Source organism: Streptomyces sp. L500, assembly GCF_054551825.1.
The window spans coordinates 12738-28175 of the sequence record NZ_JBTOLC010000047.1 but is presented as its reverse complement, the minus strand read 5'-3'; the positions used below and the strand labels follow the sequence as shown (position 1 = coordinate 28175).

Sequence of the window (15438 nt, the reverse complement as noted above, 5' to 3'; positions counted from 1 at the left end):
ACTGTGTCGGCCGCCGGGCGCCCCCGTGGACACAGTGCCGAGTGGCGTGCCGGGCCGCCGACGCCCGTGCGAATCGCCGTGCGGGAAATCCCCGTTCGGTGCTTTTCTCCTGCTACGGTCTTTCGCGGTCGCTGTATTGACCCCATTTGTCATGTGCGCCTGAAGGTCCGTGACCTCGGGCGCTCTTGCGTTTTCCTGGAGTACGGAATTCCGCCGTGCGCCCCCATTAAGGAGATCGATCAGCTTGGCTACCGGCACCGTGAAGTGGTTCAACTCGGAAAAGGGGTTCGGTTTCATCCAGCAGGACGGCGGCGGCGCCGACGTCTTCGCCCACTACTCCAACATCGCGACCCAGGGCTATCGGGAGCTCCAGCAGGGGCAGAAGGTCACCTTCGAGATCAGCCAGGGTCAGAAGGGCCCGCAGGCGGAGAACATCCTCCCCGCCTGACGGCGCGCCCGGCCCGATCGCGCGCCCCCGGAACGGGCCGGGTATCCGTGTTTTCGCCGTGCGGATACCCGGCCCTTTGCCGTGCCGCTATTCTCCGCCGTGGAACATGGGGGAAGGAGTGCCGGCATGGACGGCATCGAAGGTCTGTCGCCGGAGGATCCGCGCACACTCGGCTCGTACCGGCTGCTGGGCCGGCTGGGCGAGGGCGGAATGGGCCGGGTCTATCTCGCCCGTTCCGACCGGGGCCGCACGGTGGCGGTGAAAGTGGTCCGCCCGGAGCTGGCGGGTCAGGAGGAGTTCCGTCGCCGGTTCGCGCAGGAAGTGCGGTCGGCACGGCGCGTCGGCGGCGAGTGGACCGCGCCGGTGCTCGACGCGGAGACCGAGGCGGCCGTGCCCTGGGTGGCCACCGGCTATATCGCCGGGCCCTCGCTGGGCCGGGTCGTCGACCGTGACTTCGGGCCGCTGCCGGAGCGGTCCGTCCGGATCCTGGGCGCGGGGCTCGCCCGGGCCCTCCAGTCGGTCCACGCCGCCGGGATCGTCCACCGCGACCTCAAGCCGTCCAATGTGCTGATCACCCTGGACGGGCCGCGCGTCATCGACTTCGGCATCGCCCGGGCCCTGGAGACCGTCACCGGAGCCGGGCTCACCCGCACCGGCGCGACCGTCGGCTCGCCCGGCTTCATGGCGCCCGAGCAGGTGCGCGGCGACGCGGTCACGCCCGCGAGCGACGTCTTCTGCCTCGGCTCGGTCCTGGCGTACGCGGCCGGCGGCCGGATGCCCTTCGGGGCGGCCGACAGCGCGGTGCACGCCGTGATGTTCCGGATCGTCCACGAGGAGCCGGACCTCGCCGAGGTGCCGGACGGGCTGCGGCCGCTGATCGAGGCGTGCCTCGCCAAGGCGCCCGGCGACCGGCCGACGCCCGCGGAGGTCCTGGCCCGCACCGGGGTCCAGGACCAGCTGGAGGACCTGCGGTCCACCGAGCCCTGGCTGCCCGGCGGCCTCGTCGCCCAGCTGGGCCGGCACGCGATCAGCCTCCTGGAGGTCGAGGAGCCGGCGCGTCCCGCCACGGGGCATCCGGCCACGGTCGCCGACCCCATACCCCCGGCGGCCGAGCCGCCCACCCGGGTCGGGCCGCCGCCGGGCGCGGCGCAGCCGGACCCGACCACGCTCACCGCGCCCGCCGGGGCGCACCACCAGCCGCTGCCGCCGTACGCGCATGGGATGCCGGGCACGCCGGGCACGCCGGGGACGCCGCCGGGCTCGTACGGCCCGTACCACCACCCCCCGACCGTGCACGTCGGGCCCGCGGCGCCGCCGTCGCATTCGAAGACGCCCTACCTCGTGGCCCTGGTCGTGGCCGCCGGGCTGCTGGCGGGCGGCGGGATGGTCTACCTGCTCAACCGGGACACCGGGACCCCGAACGCGGGTCCCAGCACATCGGCCTCCGGCCAGCCGGCGCCCGGTCCCGCGACGCCCGACTCGCCCTCCGCGCGGAGCACTCCCCCGCCGCCGAAGCCCACGCCGCCCGGCGTCGACCCGACCACCCAGGACCCCACCCGGGCCGCGGCGCCCACGGGCTACTTCGGCACCTGGCAGACCACCTTCGACAGCGGCGCGGGCCCCAACTACCGGACGATCACCGTCTCGGAGTCGGGCGACGTCACCATCCAGGGCAGCGGCACCCTCGCCGACGGCACGTCCTACACCTGCGGGTGGCACGCGACGAGGACCGGCGGTGGCGGAGGCTCCATGCGCCTGGGCCCGTCGGCCGTCACCCAGGCGAACCCCACGTCCGCCTGCCAGCCCGGCTCCCCGTCCGACCTGACCCTGCTCCCGGACGGACGGATGCGGCGCTCCTTCACGGACTCCGGGAACAAGGACGCTTCGCTGGTCTACAGCAGGACGGGGTGAGGGGCGGCGCGCATGGCCCCGCGCCGCGGGGCCGTGACCCTCTGGGTCACATCGACGCCGTCGGACCAGGAGTCGGCCCGCCGGGCAGCGCTTTCCTCCACGGCGGCACGAGAAAAACCTCGACGAAGTACGACTCGAGAGCCTCGGTGATCATCGCTCTTGCCTCGGCATGGTCGCTGCCCCAGCTCGTCGTACCGGTGACCGGCTCCAGAGCGTTGTAACCGCCTTCGTCCGGCGTGTAGAGGATGCGAAACCTGGCGCGATATTCGGGCATTGCCGGGGGCGTCAGCGGACGTAGTTCTTCAAAGGCTCCGTGTCGAGAGTGATGTTCACCGGGTCGGGGAGAGTGACTTGTTCCCCGAAGGGGGCGCGGTGGATGTCGAGGTATCCGCGTTCCGGGTCGGGGTTGGTGTGTACCGCCACGACACCGGCGTCCCGGTCGACCAGAACGTGGACGGGGATGCCGGCGGCGGCGTAGGCGGCCGGTTTCTCCCGCCGGTCGCGGCGGTCGGTGTCCCCGTCGTACGAGGTGACCTCGACGGTCATCAGCACACCGTCGGGGTCGGCCCACTCGCCGTGCCCGGCGAAGTGATCCACGGGCACAAGCGCGCCGTCCGGGCGGGCCCTGCCTTTGCGGTACTCCCCGACCTTCAGGCCGCGGGTCGTGTAGAGATCGAGCTCGGGGCGCGTCTGCATGCAGCGCCTGAGCAGCCACATGATGATCGCGTTGTGATCCCCGTCGGCCACCGGCTTCTCGTGGATCCGTCCATTGACGAATTCCAGCGTGACGGTCTCGGGCGCGGCGACGGCGATCTGCTCGAACTCCTCCACCAGCATGTGCGACGTGCGTTCCCTTCCAGGCGAAGGCCAGCTTCGCCGACCTTCGGCAGGCACCGACTCCCTTTTCCTGCCGCTCCCCCGGACGGGTGACGGCGTGGGGCCCGGCCCCGCGCCGGAGCGCGGGGCCTGGCGGGCGGGCCGCCTACGGCTGGTGCGTTCCCCCGCCGTCGAGGGCGCGGCAGAGCTGCGCGTGCAGGTGTTCCGCCTCGGCGGCGGAGAGCCGGAGGACGAGATCGGCGTGGAAACTGCCGTGGTGTTCCAGCCACAGGGGGACGGCGATGCCGCCGTCGGCCTCCCGGCGGACCGGCTTGCCGGGGACACGGCTGACCCGCAGCCCGTGGCGCGGAGGAATCGGGGGAAGCGGGGGCAGCGGCACGGGGTTCGGGGTGATCATCACGCGGCCACCGCCTGGGGAGCGAGCGCGGCGGCGGGGGTGCCGATACGGTGGCCGTGGATGGCCCAGGGGCCGACGTCGATGCCGTCGAGGGCGAGCGCGAGGGCGGTACGGCGCCGCCGCTGTTCGTGGGTGAGGCGGTAGGGGCGGAAGTAGGGGGTGAGGTCGGCGCGGGCGACGTGTCGGTCCGGTGTTCCGGGCAGCCGGGGCGGTGTGAGGGCCCGGACGAGGAGGCGGAGGCCGGATGCGGTTCGGGGGCGCGGGGCGGTGGGGTTGGCGGTTCCGGTACCGCTGCGGCACGAGTCGTACGGCTCGTACGGCGCCGCGGCAGCGCGGCGGCGCGCTCCCGTGGCCGGGAACAGCAGGTTCAGGACGAGGGCGAGTGTTCGTTGCAGAACGAGCCCGATACGGTGGGGCATGCTGACGCTCCTATGCGGCGTTGGCCGGCCCCGGGACGCGCACACGTCGCCGGGGCGCCTTGTTTCCACGCTGCGCAACCGACTGTGCACAGCGAGGAGTTGAGACCGTAGCCCCACAGGCCGCGAGCCATCAACATTTATGAGGCACTAACGACGAAACGGCATATGCCAGTTCTCGCCATGGCCACAAAGAAGCCCCTCACCGCGCGGGCAAGGGGCTCGAAAAGCGCCGAACAGGGCCGAGTCGTCAGGAGAGCTGGCCGGTCTTGACCCTCGTGAGAAGCGCACGCAGCCCCGGCGGGGTGATCCTTATGGCCACGCCCGGGTCGTCACTTTCCCGTATGAGAACGCCGCCGCCGGACGGGGCCAGTTCGAGACAGTTGTCACCCTGCTCGGAGAACGACGCCTTTTGCCACTGTGTATTCACTGTCCCCGCTTTCATAGGTCGCGCGACACCTCACGGATGAAGTCCCGTGAGCGGTCCGGTGGGAGGGAACGGGCTTCCATCCGTTCCAACACGGCCCGGTAGTTCTCAAGATGGGTCTCCGCGTGGAGGAACGTCGACCCCGTGGGGACGTCCAGCTGCACGGTGTCGAGCTGCGGCACTCGCCCGCAGGCGTAGAGAGTGGAACTTCCCGCGCTGGGAAAGCCGCCCGCGGCGAAGGGGATGACGCGCACCAGCACGTTCTCCCGCTCCGACTGCTCCAGGAGGTGGTCCAGCTGGTTGCCGACCATCTTCCGGCTGCCGAACCGCATGCGGAGAGCGGCCTCATGGACGAGGAACGTGCACTCCGGCGGCTCGGGCCCGTCCAGGACGACGCGGCGCCCTATCCTGAACGCCACCTTGTGCTCCAGCCCTTCAGGCGTCAGCGCGGGCACCGCCTCCTGGAAGACGGCGCGCACATAGTCCTCGTGCTGCAGAAGCCCGGGCATGTGCGTGATCTGCACGTTCCGGAGTGCGATCGCGTGGTGTTCCAGCTCCGCGAGATCAAGCGCCGTCGCGGGCATCGTGTCGCGGTGCTCGTCCCACCAGTGCCTCCCGCGTTCCCGTGCCATGTCGGCGAGAGTGTCGATGTACGCGCGGTCGGAGCAGCGGTAGTTGGCGGCCCAGACGCGGACGCGGTCAGCACTCACACCGAAGCGGGCGGATTCCGTGTTGCTGATCGTGGTCTTGTTCACGCGGTGCAGTGCGGCGGCATCGGTCAGCGACAGCCCGACGCGTTCCCGCATCTTGCGGAGCTCCGCGCCGAGCCGGCATTGCCGCTCCGTCGGCGGCCGTCTGAACGACATGGGTTCCCCCTCGCACCACAGTGTGGACCGCACACTGTCGCACAAACGACGGCGCCCCGGCGGTCGTCGACCACCGGGGCGCCGTCACGCTGTCGCGTGCCGCCTACGACAGGAACGAGTTGATCTCGATCGTCTCGTCGCGGCCCGGGCCGACGCCGATCGCGGAGATCGGCGCGCCCGACATCTCCTCCAGCGCCTTGACGTACGCCTGGGCGTTCTTCGGCAGGTCGGAGAACGTCTTGGCCTTGGAGATGTCCTCGGTCCAGCCCGGCAGCATCTCGTAGATCGGCTTCGCGTGGTGGAAGTCGGTCTGGCTGTAGGGCAGCTCCTCGACGCGCTTGCCGTCGATCTCGTACGCGACGCAGACCGGGATCTGCTCCCAGCCGGTCAGCACGTCGAGCTTGGTGAGGAAGAAGTCCGTCAGGCCGTTGACGCGGGTGGCGTAGCGGGCGATGACCGCGTCGAACCAGCCGCAGCGACGGTCACGGCCGGTGGTGACACCGCGCTCGCCGCCGATCGTGCGCAGCGCCTCGCCGTCCTTGTCGAACAGCTCGGTCGGGAACGGGCCGGCGCCGACGCGCGTGGTGTACGCCTTCAGGATGCCGATCACGCGGTTGATCTTCGTCGGGCCCACGCCCGCGCCGGTGCAGGCGCCACCCGAGGTCGGGTTCGAGGAGGTGACGAAGGGGTACGTGCCGTGGTCGACGTCGAGCAGCGTGCCCTGGCCGCCCTCGAAGAGGACGACCTTGCCCTCGTCGATGGCGTTGTTCAGGATCAGCGTGGTGTCGGCGACGAACGGCTTGATCTGGTCGGCGTAGGCCAGCAGCCCGTCGACGATCTCCGCGGAGCCGATGGCGCGACGGTTGTAGAGCTTCGCCAGGAGCTGGTTCTTCAGCTCCAGGGCCGCCTCGACCTTCTGGGTCAGGATCGACTCGTCGTAGAGGTCCTGAACCCGGATGCCCACGCGGTTGATCTTGTCGGCGTAGGTCGGGCCGATGCCCCGGCCGGTGGTGCCGATCTTGCGCTTGCCGAGGAAGCGCTCGCCCACCTTGTCGAGGGTGACGTTGTAGGGCGTGATCAGGTGCGCGTTACCGCTGATCAGCAGCTTGGACGTGTCGACGCCACGCTCGTTCAGCCCGCTCAGCTCGGAGAGCAGGACCGCCGGGTCGACGACGACACCGTTGCCGATGACCGGGGTGCACCCCGGCGAGAGGATTCCGGAAGGGAGAAGGTGGAGCGCGTATTTCTGGTCACCCACGACGACCGTGTGGCCGGCGTTGTTGCCACCTTGGTAGCGCACCACATAGTCGACGGATCCACCGAGCAGGTCGGTGGCCTTTCCCTTGCCCTCGTCACCCCACTGAGCACCGAGCAGCACAAGTGCGGGCACAGGCGTACACCCCTTCCGGGCGGGGCATGTCCAACGTGCACAGGTGGCCTGTCGCCCGAGTGATACGGGCGCTCACCACCGCTAGAGCCGTCGAACCGGTGCCCCGGATAGACGAAGCCCCTGGCGCAACAGCGACAGGGGCTCTTGCACCGAGAGATTACCTGAGGAAGGACGAAGGTGTCGGCTCCAGACCCGAGCGGAGCGCAGCTGCTCGTCGTCATCGACCCGGTCGCCAGGCGCGTGGACGGCGAGTCCACGCGGATCGCGAGGGATGTGCTGTGCGCCGGAGCGGTGGCCAAAATCTGTCTCCCGGGCGGTCCGGAGGAGGTGGCGCGCGCGGTCGCCCGGCGCGGACGGCGGCGGATCGTCGTGATCGGCGACGACCGGGCCCTGCTGCGCGTCGTGGGCCTGCTGCACCGCCGCCGCGAGCTGGCCGACGCGCCGCTGGCGTGGGTGCCCGTGGGGGCGCTCCCGGCGGTGTCGGTGGCCCGGGTGCTCGGCGTCCCGCTGGGGACCGTCGCGGCCGCCAGGGCGGTACTGGACGGCGCGGAGCGGCGGCTGGGGCTGCTGGCCGACGAGAGCGACGGCGTGGTGCTGGGCGGCCTGTGGGCGCCGGCGGGGGCCGTGCGGCGGGCTCCGGGGCCGCCCCGGGGGGCCGGGAGCCCGGCGCAGGCCGCGGCGGCGGTGCCGGCGCCGGGTGGCGGGCCGGAGGGCGGCCCGGGTGGTTCCGGCGGCCACGGCGGCCCCAGCGGTCCCGGTGGTCACCAGGCGTGGTGGACGCCGGCCGCCCGGACCGCCCGTACGGCCCTGACGCTGCTGTCCGGGCCGTCGGGGCGGCATCCGCTGCCGTCGGCGACGCGGCTGCGGGTGGAGGCGGACGGGGAGCTGCTGGCCGATCTCGACCGGCCGGTCGCGCGGGTCGCGGTGACGGCGGCGGGCGGCCTGGCCGAGGTCGTCGTCCACACGGGCGGCCCGGCGGACGCCCCGCTCCGCGTCCTGGCCCACACGGTCACCGTCTCCGGCCCGGACTTCCGCTACCGCGCCGACAACCGCGTCCGGGGCCCGGTACGGACGCGGACGTGGACAGCGGTCGGGGACGCGTGGGGGCTGACGCTGCCGCGCGAGTAGCGCGGCGGGGTCCGCCCCGGGTCACCCTCCCGGGCGGACCAGCCCCGCCTCGTACGCGAAGACCGCCGCCTGCGTCCGGTCCCGGAGGCCGAGCTTGACCAGGATGCGGCTGACGTGGGTCTTCACCGTCGACTCCGCCACCACCAGACCCTCCGCGATCTCCGCGTTGGAGCGCCCCTGGGCGACCAGCACCAGCACCTCCGTCTCCCGCTCCGTGAGGTCGCCGACGCGCTCCGGCGTGGGCGTCCTGGACGTGCCCAGGCGGGAGAACTCCTGGATCAGCCGCTTGGTGACCGTCGGCGCCAGCAGCGCCTCGCCGTCGGCGACGACGCGCACGCCGTCCGCGAGCTGGCGGGCGGAGGCGTCCTTGAGCAGGAAGCCGCTCGCCCCGGAACGCAGCGCCTGGTAGACGTATTCGTCCAGGTCGAAGGTGGTGAGCACGAGCACCTTCGCGCCCGCGTCGGCGGCGACGATCTCGCGGGTCGCCTCCAGGCCGTTCATGCGGGGCATGCGGATGTCCATGAGCACCACGTCCGGGCGCAGCTCGGCGACCTTGCGGAGGGCGTCGAGGCCGTCCACGGCCTCGCCGACCACCTCGATGTCGGGCTGGGCGCCCAGCAGGACGGAGAAGCCCTCGCGGACCATCATCTGGTCGTCGACGATCAGCACGCGGATGGTCATGCGGCGGCCTCGCCCGGTGCGGCGGCCGGTGCGGCGGGGAGGAAGGCGACGACCTCGTAGCCGCCGTCCTCCGTGGGCTCCGCCGTCATCTCGCCGCCGAGCATCGTGACGCGCTCGCGCATGCCGAGCACGCCGTGGCCGGCGCCCGGCGAGGGCTTGGCGAGGCGGTCGGGGCGGCCGTTGACGATCCGCAGGCCGAGCCCGCCGAGGACGTAGGACAGCTCGACGCGCGCCGTGGCGCCGGGCGCGTGGCGCAGGACGTTGCTGAGCGCCTCCTGGACGATGCGGTACGCGGACAGCTCCACGCCCTGCGGCAGCGGCCGCACCGAGCCCGTCGTGATCCGCTCGGCGGTGAGCCCGGCGGAGCGGACGTTGGCCAGCAGCGCGTCGAGGTCGGCGAGGGTGGGCTGCGGGGCCTCGGGGGCGGCGAAGGCGTCCGGGTTCTCGGACCGTACGACGCCGAGGACGCGGCGCAGCTCGGTGAGGGCGGCCACGGCGTTCTCCCGGATCGTGGCGAAGGCGGCGGCCAGCTCGGGCGGGGTGTCCTGGACGCGGTAGGGCGCGGCCTCGGCCTGGATGGCGACCACGGACATGTGGTGGGCGACGACGTCGTGGAGCTCGCGGGCGATGGTGGTGCGCTCCTCCAGCACGGTGCGGCGCGACCGTTCCACCTGGGTGACGGCGACCTGCTGGGCGACCTGCCGCTTGGACTCGCGCATGGCGCGCACGGCGGCCACGGCGAAGAGCAGCATGCCGGAGATGACGGACATCTCGAAGACGTCGCGGGGGAGGCCGTAGCCGCGGCCGAAGGTCACGAACACCTGGAAGGCCCCGGTGATCAGCCACATCTCGACGGCCAGCCGGGGGCGGGTGCGGAGGGTGACGATCGCCATGACGGCGAGGTGGGAGACGTATCCGCTGGGTGTCCAGGGGTTGGCGCCGAAGGCCACGGCGGAGACGAAGGCGGCGCCGAGCGACAGCCACCAGGCGCCGATGGGCCGCAGCATCGTGGCCAGCAGGGGGACGCCCGCGAACAGCGCGAGGACCAGGCCGGACATGCTCGGCTGCTCCGCCAGGGTCGCCAGCATGACGAGCGCGGCGAACCCCGCGACGATCGTGTGCGGCAGCCAGCGCGTGTAGCGGCCCAGTCCCCAGGGGGCCCGGCGGACCAGCGCGTGGCCGTCGCCGAGCGGCGGCAGCGGCCGGAAGGCGAAGGCGTCGGTGAACAGGTCCTTGCGTATCTCTTCGGTCGCGCTCTCGAGAATGCGCATCTCACCGCGCAGGCCGTTCGTCTCATGCGTCTTGGTCACACAACAACCGTAGGCAACGCGAGCGGGTGCGTCGTCCGCTTACCAGCGGATCTCCGGGGGTCCGTCTCAAGTACTACGCGAGGACGTCCCCCAGCACCCGCGCCGCCCGCTCCACCTCCCCGAACGTCGTGTACAGCGGGGCGAAGCCGAAGCGCAGCAGGTCCGGGGGGCGGTGGTCGCCCACCACACCGCGCCGGACGAGCTCCGCCGCCGTCCGCGCGGCGGTCTCGGCCCGGGCGACCTTCAGGGCCACCTGGCTCCCCCGTTCCGCGTGGGCGGCCGGCGTGACGGACGTGGCCCGGCCGGCCGGTACGTACGCCTCCGCGCAGCGGAGGAAGAAGTCGGTGAGGGCGAGGCTCTTGGCGCGCACGGCGGCGAGGTCGACGTCCTCCCACACGTCCAGCGCCGCCTCCAGCGCGAGCAGGGAGAGGATGTCCGGCGTGCCGACGCGGCCGCGCGGCGCGCCGCCGGCGGGGGTGTGGTCGGGGGCCATGCCGAAGGGGTCGGCGTGGGAGTTCCAGCCGGGCAGCGGGGAGTCGAAGCGGGGCTGGAGGTCGCGCCGGACGTAGAGGAAGGCGGGCGCGCCGGGGCCGCCGTTGAGGTACTTGTACGTGCAGCCGACGGCGAGGTCCACGCCGTCGGCGTCCAGGCCGATGGGCAGCGCGCCCGCGCTGTGGCACAGGTCCCAGACGATCCGCGCCCCGGTGGCGTGCACGGCGGCCGTGAGGGCGGGCAGGTCGTGGAGGCGGCCGGTGCGGTAGTCGACGTGGTTGACGACGGCGACGGCGGTGCGGGGGCCGGCCGCGGCGGCGAGGTCGCCGACGGGGACGGCCCGGATCCGGCAGCCGGTCAGCCGGGCGGCGGAGGCGGCGATGTAGCCGTCCGTGGGGAACGTCGCCGCGTCGACGAGGATCTCGTCCCGGGCCCGGCCCCCCGTTCCCGAACCCATGCGGACGGCCGCGACGACGGCCTTGAAGACGTTGACGCTGGTGGAGTCGCCCACGACGGTCTGGCCGGGCGCGGCGCCGACGAGCCGCCCGATCCGGTCGCCGACCCGCTCGGGCGCGGTCCACCAGCCGGACTCGCTCCACGACCGGACGCGCAGCCGCCCCCACTCGCGCCCGACGACGTCGGCCAGGCGGGCGGGGACGGCGCGCGGGAGGGCGCCGAGGGAGTTGCCGTCGAGGTAGACGGTGTCGTCGTCGAGGACGAACTCCGCGCGCTTGGCGCGCAGCGCGTCGGCGGCGTCGAGGGCGGCGGCCTCGGCGCGTAGTCCTCCGCCTGGTCCTCCGGCGCCCCCGGGGTCAGACACGGCTGCGCGCCGTCCACAGTTCGGGGAAGACGTGCTTCCCCGCGCGCTTCTCCAGCCAGGCGACGCCGGCCGAGCCGCCCGAGCCCACCTTGGCGCCCATCGCCCGTCTCGTGGCGACGAGATGGTCGTTGCGCCAGCGCCACACCAGCTCCGCGACCTCCGTGAGGGCCTCGCCGAGCCGGCACTCCTCCGCGTTCTGGTCGCCCGCGTAGACGCGGTGCCAGACGTCCTCGACGGCCGGGTCGCCCGCGTAGCGCGTGGCCAGGTCGCGGTCGAGGACGGCGGCGGGTATCGCGTGGCCGCGCCGGGCCAGCCAGGCCAGCGCCTCGTCGTAGAGGCCGGGCGCGTGGAGGGCCTTCTCCAGCTCCGCGTGGACGCGCGGCGCGCCCCGGTAGGGGACGAGCATCGCGGGTGACTTCTCGCCGAGCAGGAACTCCAGACGGCGGTAGGTCGCCGACTGGAAGCCGGACGCCTCGCCCAAGGCGGCGCGGTAGGAGTTGAACTGCGCGGGCGTCAGGTGGGCGAGCGGTTCCCAGGAGGAGTTGAGCGCCGCCAGTTCGTACGTGGACCGCTTGAGCGCGGCCAGCGCGACGGGCAGTTCGTCCTCGCGCAGGGCGCGCGCGGCGGTCTCCCACTCGTGGACGACGACCGTGAACCACAGCTCCATGACCTGGGTGGTCACGAGGAAGACCATCTCGCCGGGGTCGTCGGAGAGCGGCTTCTGAAGGTTCGTGAGGACCTCGGCGCGGACGTAGTCCTCGTACGGGGTCGTGCCCTCGAACTCGAGGGTGGGGGCCGTGGGGGCGTGCGTCATCGCGGACTCTCCTCGCAGAGTGCTCCCGGGTAGCGGTCCGCCCCTTCCCGTCGGCATCGGAGCCCCGGTCCCCTGTTCGCATCTTGCGTCGCGGACACCGCCCACGGCAAGGGCCGTGGGCGGTGTCCGTCCGCTCGGCGACGGGGCGCCGGGGACGTCCGGGACGTCAGCCCAGGGTGTCGGCGGCCAGCGGGGAGCTGTCGCGCAGGAACGTGCTGCAGCGCTCGTACTCCTCCTGCTCGCCGATCGCCTGCGCGGCGCGGGCGAGGGCGTGGAGGGCGCGCAGGAAGCCGCGGTTGGGCTCGTGCTCGAAGGGCACCGGGCCGTGGCCCTTCCAGCCGCTGCGGCGCAGCGCGTCGAGGCCGCGGTGGTAGCCGGTGCGGGCGTAGGCGTAGGACTCGACGGTCCGGCCGGCCTCGAACGCGTCGTCGGCGAGCTGCGCCCAGGCCAGCGAGGACGCCGGGTACTTGGCGGCGACCTCGGCGGGGGCCGCGCCGGAGGCGAGGAGCTCGCGCGGCTCGGGGTCGTCGGGCAGGTGGGTCGGGGGCGGTCCCCCGAGGAGGTTCTCGTGAATGGACATGCGGCCCAGTCTGCCGCAGCCGCGCGCCGTGCCGGAGCCTCGTCGGCCTTACGTGCCTGCGGGCCTACGCCTACGTGCCTACGGGCCCTGTCCCGCGTCCCCCGGGTCCAGGGGCGGCGCTGACACCCCGCAGTGGAATGCGCACTCCGGGTGGCAGGACGCCGGCTTCGGCTCGCGGATCGTCCACCAGGCCAGTCCGGCGCCGACGACCAGCGCTCCGGCGCAGTAGACCATGGCCAGGTCGAACGCGCCGGAGAAGGCCGCCGGGTCCCGGTAGGCGTCCGGTCCCATGCCCGCCGCCAGGGGCAGCGCGGCCACGGCGATCAGTCCGGCGGCGCGGGCGGCGGCGTTGTTGATGCCGCTGGCCAGTCCGGCCCGGGCCACGTCGACGGAGGCCAGGACGGTGGCGGTGAGCGGCGCGACCAGCGTGACCATGCCCAGGCCCAGGACGACGAGCGGGGGCAGCACGTCCCGCCAGTAGGAGGCGCCGTGCCCGACGCGCGTCATCAGCAGCATGCCCGCCGCGCACAGCAGCGGCCCGACCGTGAGCGGGACGCGCGGCCCGACGCGCTGGGCGATCCGGCCGGAGCGGGAGGACAGCAGCAGCATCAGCACGGTCGTGGGCAGCAGGGCCGTGCCGGCCACCAGGGCGGACCAGCCCACGACGACCTGGAGCTGGAGGACGGAGAGGAAGAAGAAGCCGCTGAAGGCCGCGTAGACGAAGAACGTGACGACGTTGACGGCCGAGAACAGCCGGACGCGGAAGATCTCGAGCGGCAGCATCGGATCGGGCCGTCGTCGCTCGGTGCGGATGAAGGCCGCGCCGAGCAGGACGCCCGCGACCGCGGGGACGATCACCCAGGCCGAGAGGCCCTTGTCGGGCGCGGCGATCAGCGCGTACGTCACGGCGGCGAGGGTGAGGGCGCCCAGCGCGGCGCCGGCGGCGTCGAAGCGGCCGTGGGCCGTGGGGTCCCGGGTCTCGGGGACGTGCCGCCGGGCGACGAGGACGCACAGGGCGGCGGGCGGGAGGTTGATCAGGAACACCCAGCGCCAGCCGGGCCCGTCCACCAGCCAGCCGCCGACGAACGGTCCGACGGCCGCGGCGACCCCGCCCAGTCCCGACCAGGCGCCCACGGCGGCCGCCCGGTCGTCGGGGTGGAAGACGGCCTGGAGCAGCGCGAGCGAGCCCGGGGTGAGCAGCGCGCCGCCGACGCCCTGGAGGGCCCGGGCGGCGATGAGGACCCCGGCGTCGGGCGCGATGCCGCACAGCAGCGAGGCCAGGGCGAACCACACCACGCCGATCACGAACACCCGGCGGCGGCCGTAGCGGTCGCCCAGGGAGCCGCCGAGGAGGATCAGCCCGGCGAGGGTGAGCATGTAGGCGTTGACGGTCCACTGGAGGGCGGCGAGGTCGGCGCCCAGGTCACGGCCGATGTGGGGCAGCGCGACGTTGACGACGGTGCTGTCGAGCAGCGCCATGCCCGAGCCGAGGACGGCCGTCAGCACGACCCACCGCCCGGTGGGGGTGCCGAGGCGTACGGCGGCGGTGCCGGGCGGGCCGGCGCCCGGGCCGGCCTCCGGCTCCTCCGGCTGGGGGGACACCCGCCGGGGGTCCCGCGCGGAGTCGCTCATGCCCGGATCATCTCGCGCCTTGGCCGCCACGGCCACGCGAAAGGGCCCGGCACGGTCCGTACGTACGGACCGTGCCGGGCCCCTCGAAACCCGTGGTGGGTTGCTTCACCCGTGGTGGGTTGCTTCACCCGTGGTGGGTTACTTCAGCTTGGTGCCGGTGGAGCGCAGGTCGGCGCAGGCCTTGGTGACGCGCGCGGCCATGCTCGCCTCGGCGAGCTTGCCCCAGGTGCGCGGGTCGTAGGTCTTCTTGTCGCCGACCTCGCCGTCGACCTTCAGGACGCCGTCGTAGTTCTGGAACATGTGGGCCGCCACCGGGCGGGTGAAGGCGTACTGGGTGTCGGTGTCGAGGTTCATCTTCACGACGCCGTTCTCCAGCGCGGTGCGGATCTCCTCCTCGGTGGAGCCGGAGCCGCCGTGGAAGACGAAGTCGAACGGGTCGGCCTTGCCGTGCTTGGCGGCGATGCCGTCCTGGAGCTCACGGAGCAGCTCCGGGCGGAGGACGACGTTGCCCGGCTTGTAGACGCCGTGGACGTTGCCGAAGGAGGCGGCCAGCAGGTAGCGGCCCTTCTCGCCCAGGCCCAGCGCCTCGGCGGTGCGCTCCACGTCCGCGACGGTGGTGTAGAGGTCGTCGTTGATCTCGTGGGAGACGCCGTCCTCCTCGCCACCGGTCGGGGTGATCTCGACCTCAAGGATGATCTTCGCCTTCACGGCCTCGGCGAGCAGCTCCTTGGCGATGGCCAGGTTCTCGTCGAGCTTCTCGGCGGAGCCGTCCCACATGTGGGACTGGAAGAGCGGGTTCTGACCGGCGGCGACGCGCTCCTGGGAGATCGCGAGCAGCGGGCGGACATAGCCGTCCAGCTTGTCCTTCGGGCAGTGGTCGGTGTGCAGCGCGATGTTCACCGGGTACTTCTTGGCGACGACGTGCGCGAACTCGGCCAGGGCGACGGCGCCCGAGACCATGTCCTTGCTGTACTGGCCGCCCAGGAATTCCGCACCACCGGTGGAGATCTGGATGATGCCGTCGCTCTCCGCCTCGGCGAAGCCGCGCAGAGCGGCGTGCAGAGTCTGCGTCGAGGTCACATTGATGGCCGGGTAGGCGAACTTGCCTGCCTTCGCCCGGTCGAGCATCTCGTTGTAGACCTCGGGGGTTGCGATGGGCATCTGTCCGCTCCTTGTGATGTGCGGGTACGGGCGTTCTACGGGCCCTGACCTAGGGGGCGACGGTCATCGTCGGACCCATCTTCCCAGACTCGCGAAATTGCTCCACATGGTGATTGGCCGAAGGGCGC

Annotated in this window: 17 protein-coding genes; 3 read left to right on the top strand and 14 right to left on the bottom strand. The window is 72.8% G+C overall.

Annotated features, from left to right (window positions below):
• Positions 1-244 precede the first annotated feature (244 nt).
• Both ACX9I7_RS28100 and ACX9I7_RS28095 read left to right on the top strand, forming a co-directional pair.
• Positions 245-448, top strand: a complete 204-nt coding sequence (locus ACX9I7_RS28100; RefSeq protein ID WP_189455764.1) for a cold-shock protein — start codon at positions 245-247, stop codon at positions 446-448.
• A 135-nt stretch (positions 449-583) separates the two neighbouring features.
• Complete coding sequence (locus tag ACX9I7_RS28095) at positions 584-2359, top strand: serine/threonine-protein kinase (protein WP_459388901.1); 1776 nt, start codon at positions 584-586, stop codon at positions 2357-2359.
• A gap of 46 nt (positions 2360-2405) precedes the next feature.
• Here ACX9I7_RS28095 and ACX9I7_RS28090 read toward each other — a convergent pair whose 3' ends face one another.
• The 7 genes from ACX9I7_RS28090 to ACX9I7_RS28060 all read right to left on the bottom strand — a co-directional run bounded on the left by ACX9I7_RS28090 (position 2406) and on the right by ACX9I7_RS28060 (position 6692).
• Positions 2406-2633 (bottom strand): type II toxin-antitoxin system HicB family antitoxin, encoded by a 228-nt coding sequence (locus ACX9I7_RS28090; protein ID WP_126914900.1) that lies wholly within the window; start codon positions 2631-2633, stop codon positions 2406-2408.
• An 11-nt stretch (positions 2634-2644) separates the two neighbouring features.
• Positions 2645-3196, bottom strand: coding sequence for a Uma2 family endonuclease (locus tag ACX9I7_RS28085; protein ID WP_387577772.1), 552 nt, complete (start codon positions 3194-3196; stop codon positions 2645-2647).
• A gap of 145 nt (positions 3197-3341) precedes the next feature.
• A complete protein-coding gene (locus ACX9I7_RS28080) occupies positions 3342-3593 on the bottom strand; it encodes a hypothetical protein (protein WP_358237771.1) in 252 nt (83 codons plus the stop codon).
• Complete coding sequence (locus tag ACX9I7_RS28075; RefSeq protein WP_459388898.1) at positions 3593-4012, bottom strand: hypothetical protein; 420 nt, start codon at positions 4010-4012, stop codon at positions 3593-3595. Before ACX9I7_RS28075 ends, ACX9I7_RS28080 begins: the two co-directional genes overlap by 1 nt.
• A gap of 247 nt (positions 4013-4259) precedes the next feature.
• Complete coding sequence (locus tag ACX9I7_RS28070) at positions 4260-4454, bottom strand: DUF397 domain-containing protein (protein ID WP_358237773.1); 195 nt, start codon at positions 4452-4454, stop codon at positions 4260-4262.
• A complete protein-coding gene (locus tag ACX9I7_RS28065) occupies positions 4451-5302 on the bottom strand; it encodes a helix-turn-helix domain-containing protein (protein ID WP_459388897.1) in 852 nt (283 codons plus the stop codon). The genes ACX9I7_RS28070 and ACX9I7_RS28065 overlap by 4 nt, the downstream gene beginning before the upstream one ends.
• 103 nt (positions 5303-5405) lie before the next feature.
• Positions 5406-6692: an adenylosuccinate synthase gene (locus tag ACX9I7_RS28060; protein ID WP_189455752.1), complete on the bottom strand. Its 1287-nt coding sequence runs from the start codon at positions 6690-6692 to the stop codon at positions 5406-5408.
• Positions 6693-6869: 177 nt separating this feature from the next.
• Between ACX9I7_RS28060 and ACX9I7_RS28055 the strand changes: the two genes are divergently transcribed.
• The gene (locus tag ACX9I7_RS28055) at positions 6870-7820 is read left to right on the top strand and encodes a diacylglycerol kinase (RefSeq protein WP_459388896.1); all 951 of its coding nucleotides are present in this window, start codon (positions 6870-6872) and stop codon (positions 7818-7820) included.
• A gap of 21 nt (positions 7821-7841) precedes the next feature.
• On the opposite strand, the gene ACX9I7_RS28050 is transcribed toward ACX9I7_RS28055, so the two are convergent.
• The 7 genes from ACX9I7_RS28050 to fbaA form a co-directional block, all read right to left on the bottom strand.
• Positions 7842-8501, bottom strand: coding sequence for a response regulator (locus ACX9I7_RS28050; protein ID WP_387577782.1), 660 nt, complete (start codon positions 8499-8501; stop codon positions 7842-7844).
• The gene (locus ACX9I7_RS28045) at positions 8498-9772 is read right to left on the bottom strand and encodes a sensor histidine kinase (RefSeq protein ID WP_387577832.1); all 1275 of its coding nucleotides are present in this window, start codon (positions 9770-9772) and stop codon (positions 8498-8500) included. Before ACX9I7_RS28045 ends, ACX9I7_RS28050 begins: the two co-directional genes overlap by 4 nt.
• Positions 9773-9884: 112 nt before the next feature.
• Positions 9885-11123, bottom strand: a complete 1239-nt coding sequence (gene kynU / locus ACX9I7_RS28040) for a kynureninase (protein ID WP_459388895.1) — start codon at positions 11121-11123, stop codon at positions 9885-9887.
• Entirely contained in the window at positions 11116-11937 is an 822-nt protein-coding gene (locus ACX9I7_RS28035; RefSeq protein WP_459388894.1) for a tryptophan 2,3-dioxygenase family protein, read from the bottom strand. The genes kynU and ACX9I7_RS28035 overlap by 8 nt, the downstream gene beginning before the upstream one ends.
• 166 nt (positions 11938-12103) lie before the next feature.
• Positions 12104-12517, bottom strand: coding sequence for a DUF3151 domain-containing protein (locus ACX9I7_RS28030; RefSeq protein ID WP_358623943.1), 414 nt, complete (start codon positions 12515-12517; stop codon positions 12104-12106).
• Between the two features lie 78 nt (positions 12518-12595).
• Positions 12596-14149 carry an MFS transporter gene (locus tag ACX9I7_RS28025; RefSeq protein WP_387577788.1) on the bottom strand — a complete coding sequence of 518 codons (1554 nt, stop codon included), beginning with the start codon at positions 14147-14149 and terminating at the stop codon, positions 12596-12598.
• 138 nt (positions 14150-14287) lie between these two features.
• Entirely contained in the window at positions 14288-15310 is a 1023-nt protein-coding gene (gene fbaA, locus ACX9I7_RS28020) for a class II fructose-bisphosphate aldolase (RefSeq protein WP_189455738.1), read from the bottom strand.
• Between the last annotated feature and the right edge of the window lie 128 nt (positions 15311-15438).

Excerpts from the sequence above, each read along its gene's own strand:
- ACX9I7_RS28090 (WP_126914900.1), bottom strand. The coding sequence starts at position 2,633 with ATGCCCGAATATCGCGCCAGGTTTCGCATCCTCTACACGCCGGACGAA.
- ACX9I7_RS28085 (WP_387577772.1), bottom strand. The coding sequence starts at position 3,196 with ATGCTGGTGGAGGAGTTCGAGCAGATCGCCGTCGCCGCGCCCGAGACC.
- ACX9I7_RS28080 (WP_358237771.1), bottom strand. The coding sequence starts at position 3,593 with ATGATCACCCCGAACCCCGTGCCGCTGCCCCCGCTTCCCCCGATTCCT.
- ACX9I7_RS28075 (WP_459388898.1), bottom strand. The coding sequence starts at position 4,012 with ATGCCCCACCGTATCGGGCTCGTTCTGCAACGAACACTCGCCCTCGTC.
- ACX9I7_RS28070 (WP_358237773.1), bottom strand. The coding sequence starts at position 4,454 with ATGAAAGCGGGGACAGTGAATACACAGTGGCAAAAGGCGTCGTTCTCC.
- ACX9I7_RS28065 (WP_459388897.1), bottom strand. The coding sequence starts at position 5,302 with ATGTCGTTCAGACGGCCGCCGACGGAGCGGCAATGCCGGCTCGGCGCG.
- ACX9I7_RS28050 (WP_387577782.1), bottom strand. The coding sequence starts at position 8,501 with ATGACCATCCGCGTGCTGATCGTCGACGACCAGATGATGGTCCGCGAG.
- ACX9I7_RS28045 (WP_387577832.1), bottom strand. The coding sequence starts at position 9,772 with ATGCGCATTCTCGAGAGCGCGACCGAAGAGATACGCAAGGACCTGTTC.
- ACX9I7_RS28035 (WP_459388894.1), bottom strand. The coding sequence starts at position 11,937 with ATGACGCACGCCCCCACGGCCCCCACCCTCGAGTTCGAGGGCACGACC.
- ACX9I7_RS28030 (WP_358623943.1), bottom strand. The coding sequence starts at position 12,517 with ATGTCCATTCACGAGAACCTCCTCGGGGGACCGCCCCCGACCCACCTG.
- ACX9I7_RS28025 (WP_387577788.1), bottom strand. The coding sequence starts at position 14,149 with ATGAGCGACTCCGCGCGGGACCCCCGGCGGGTGTCCCCCCAGCCGGAG.
- fbaA (WP_189455738.1), bottom strand. The coding sequence starts at position 15,310 with ATGCCCATCGCAACCCCCGAGGTCTACAACGAGATGCTCGACCGGGCG.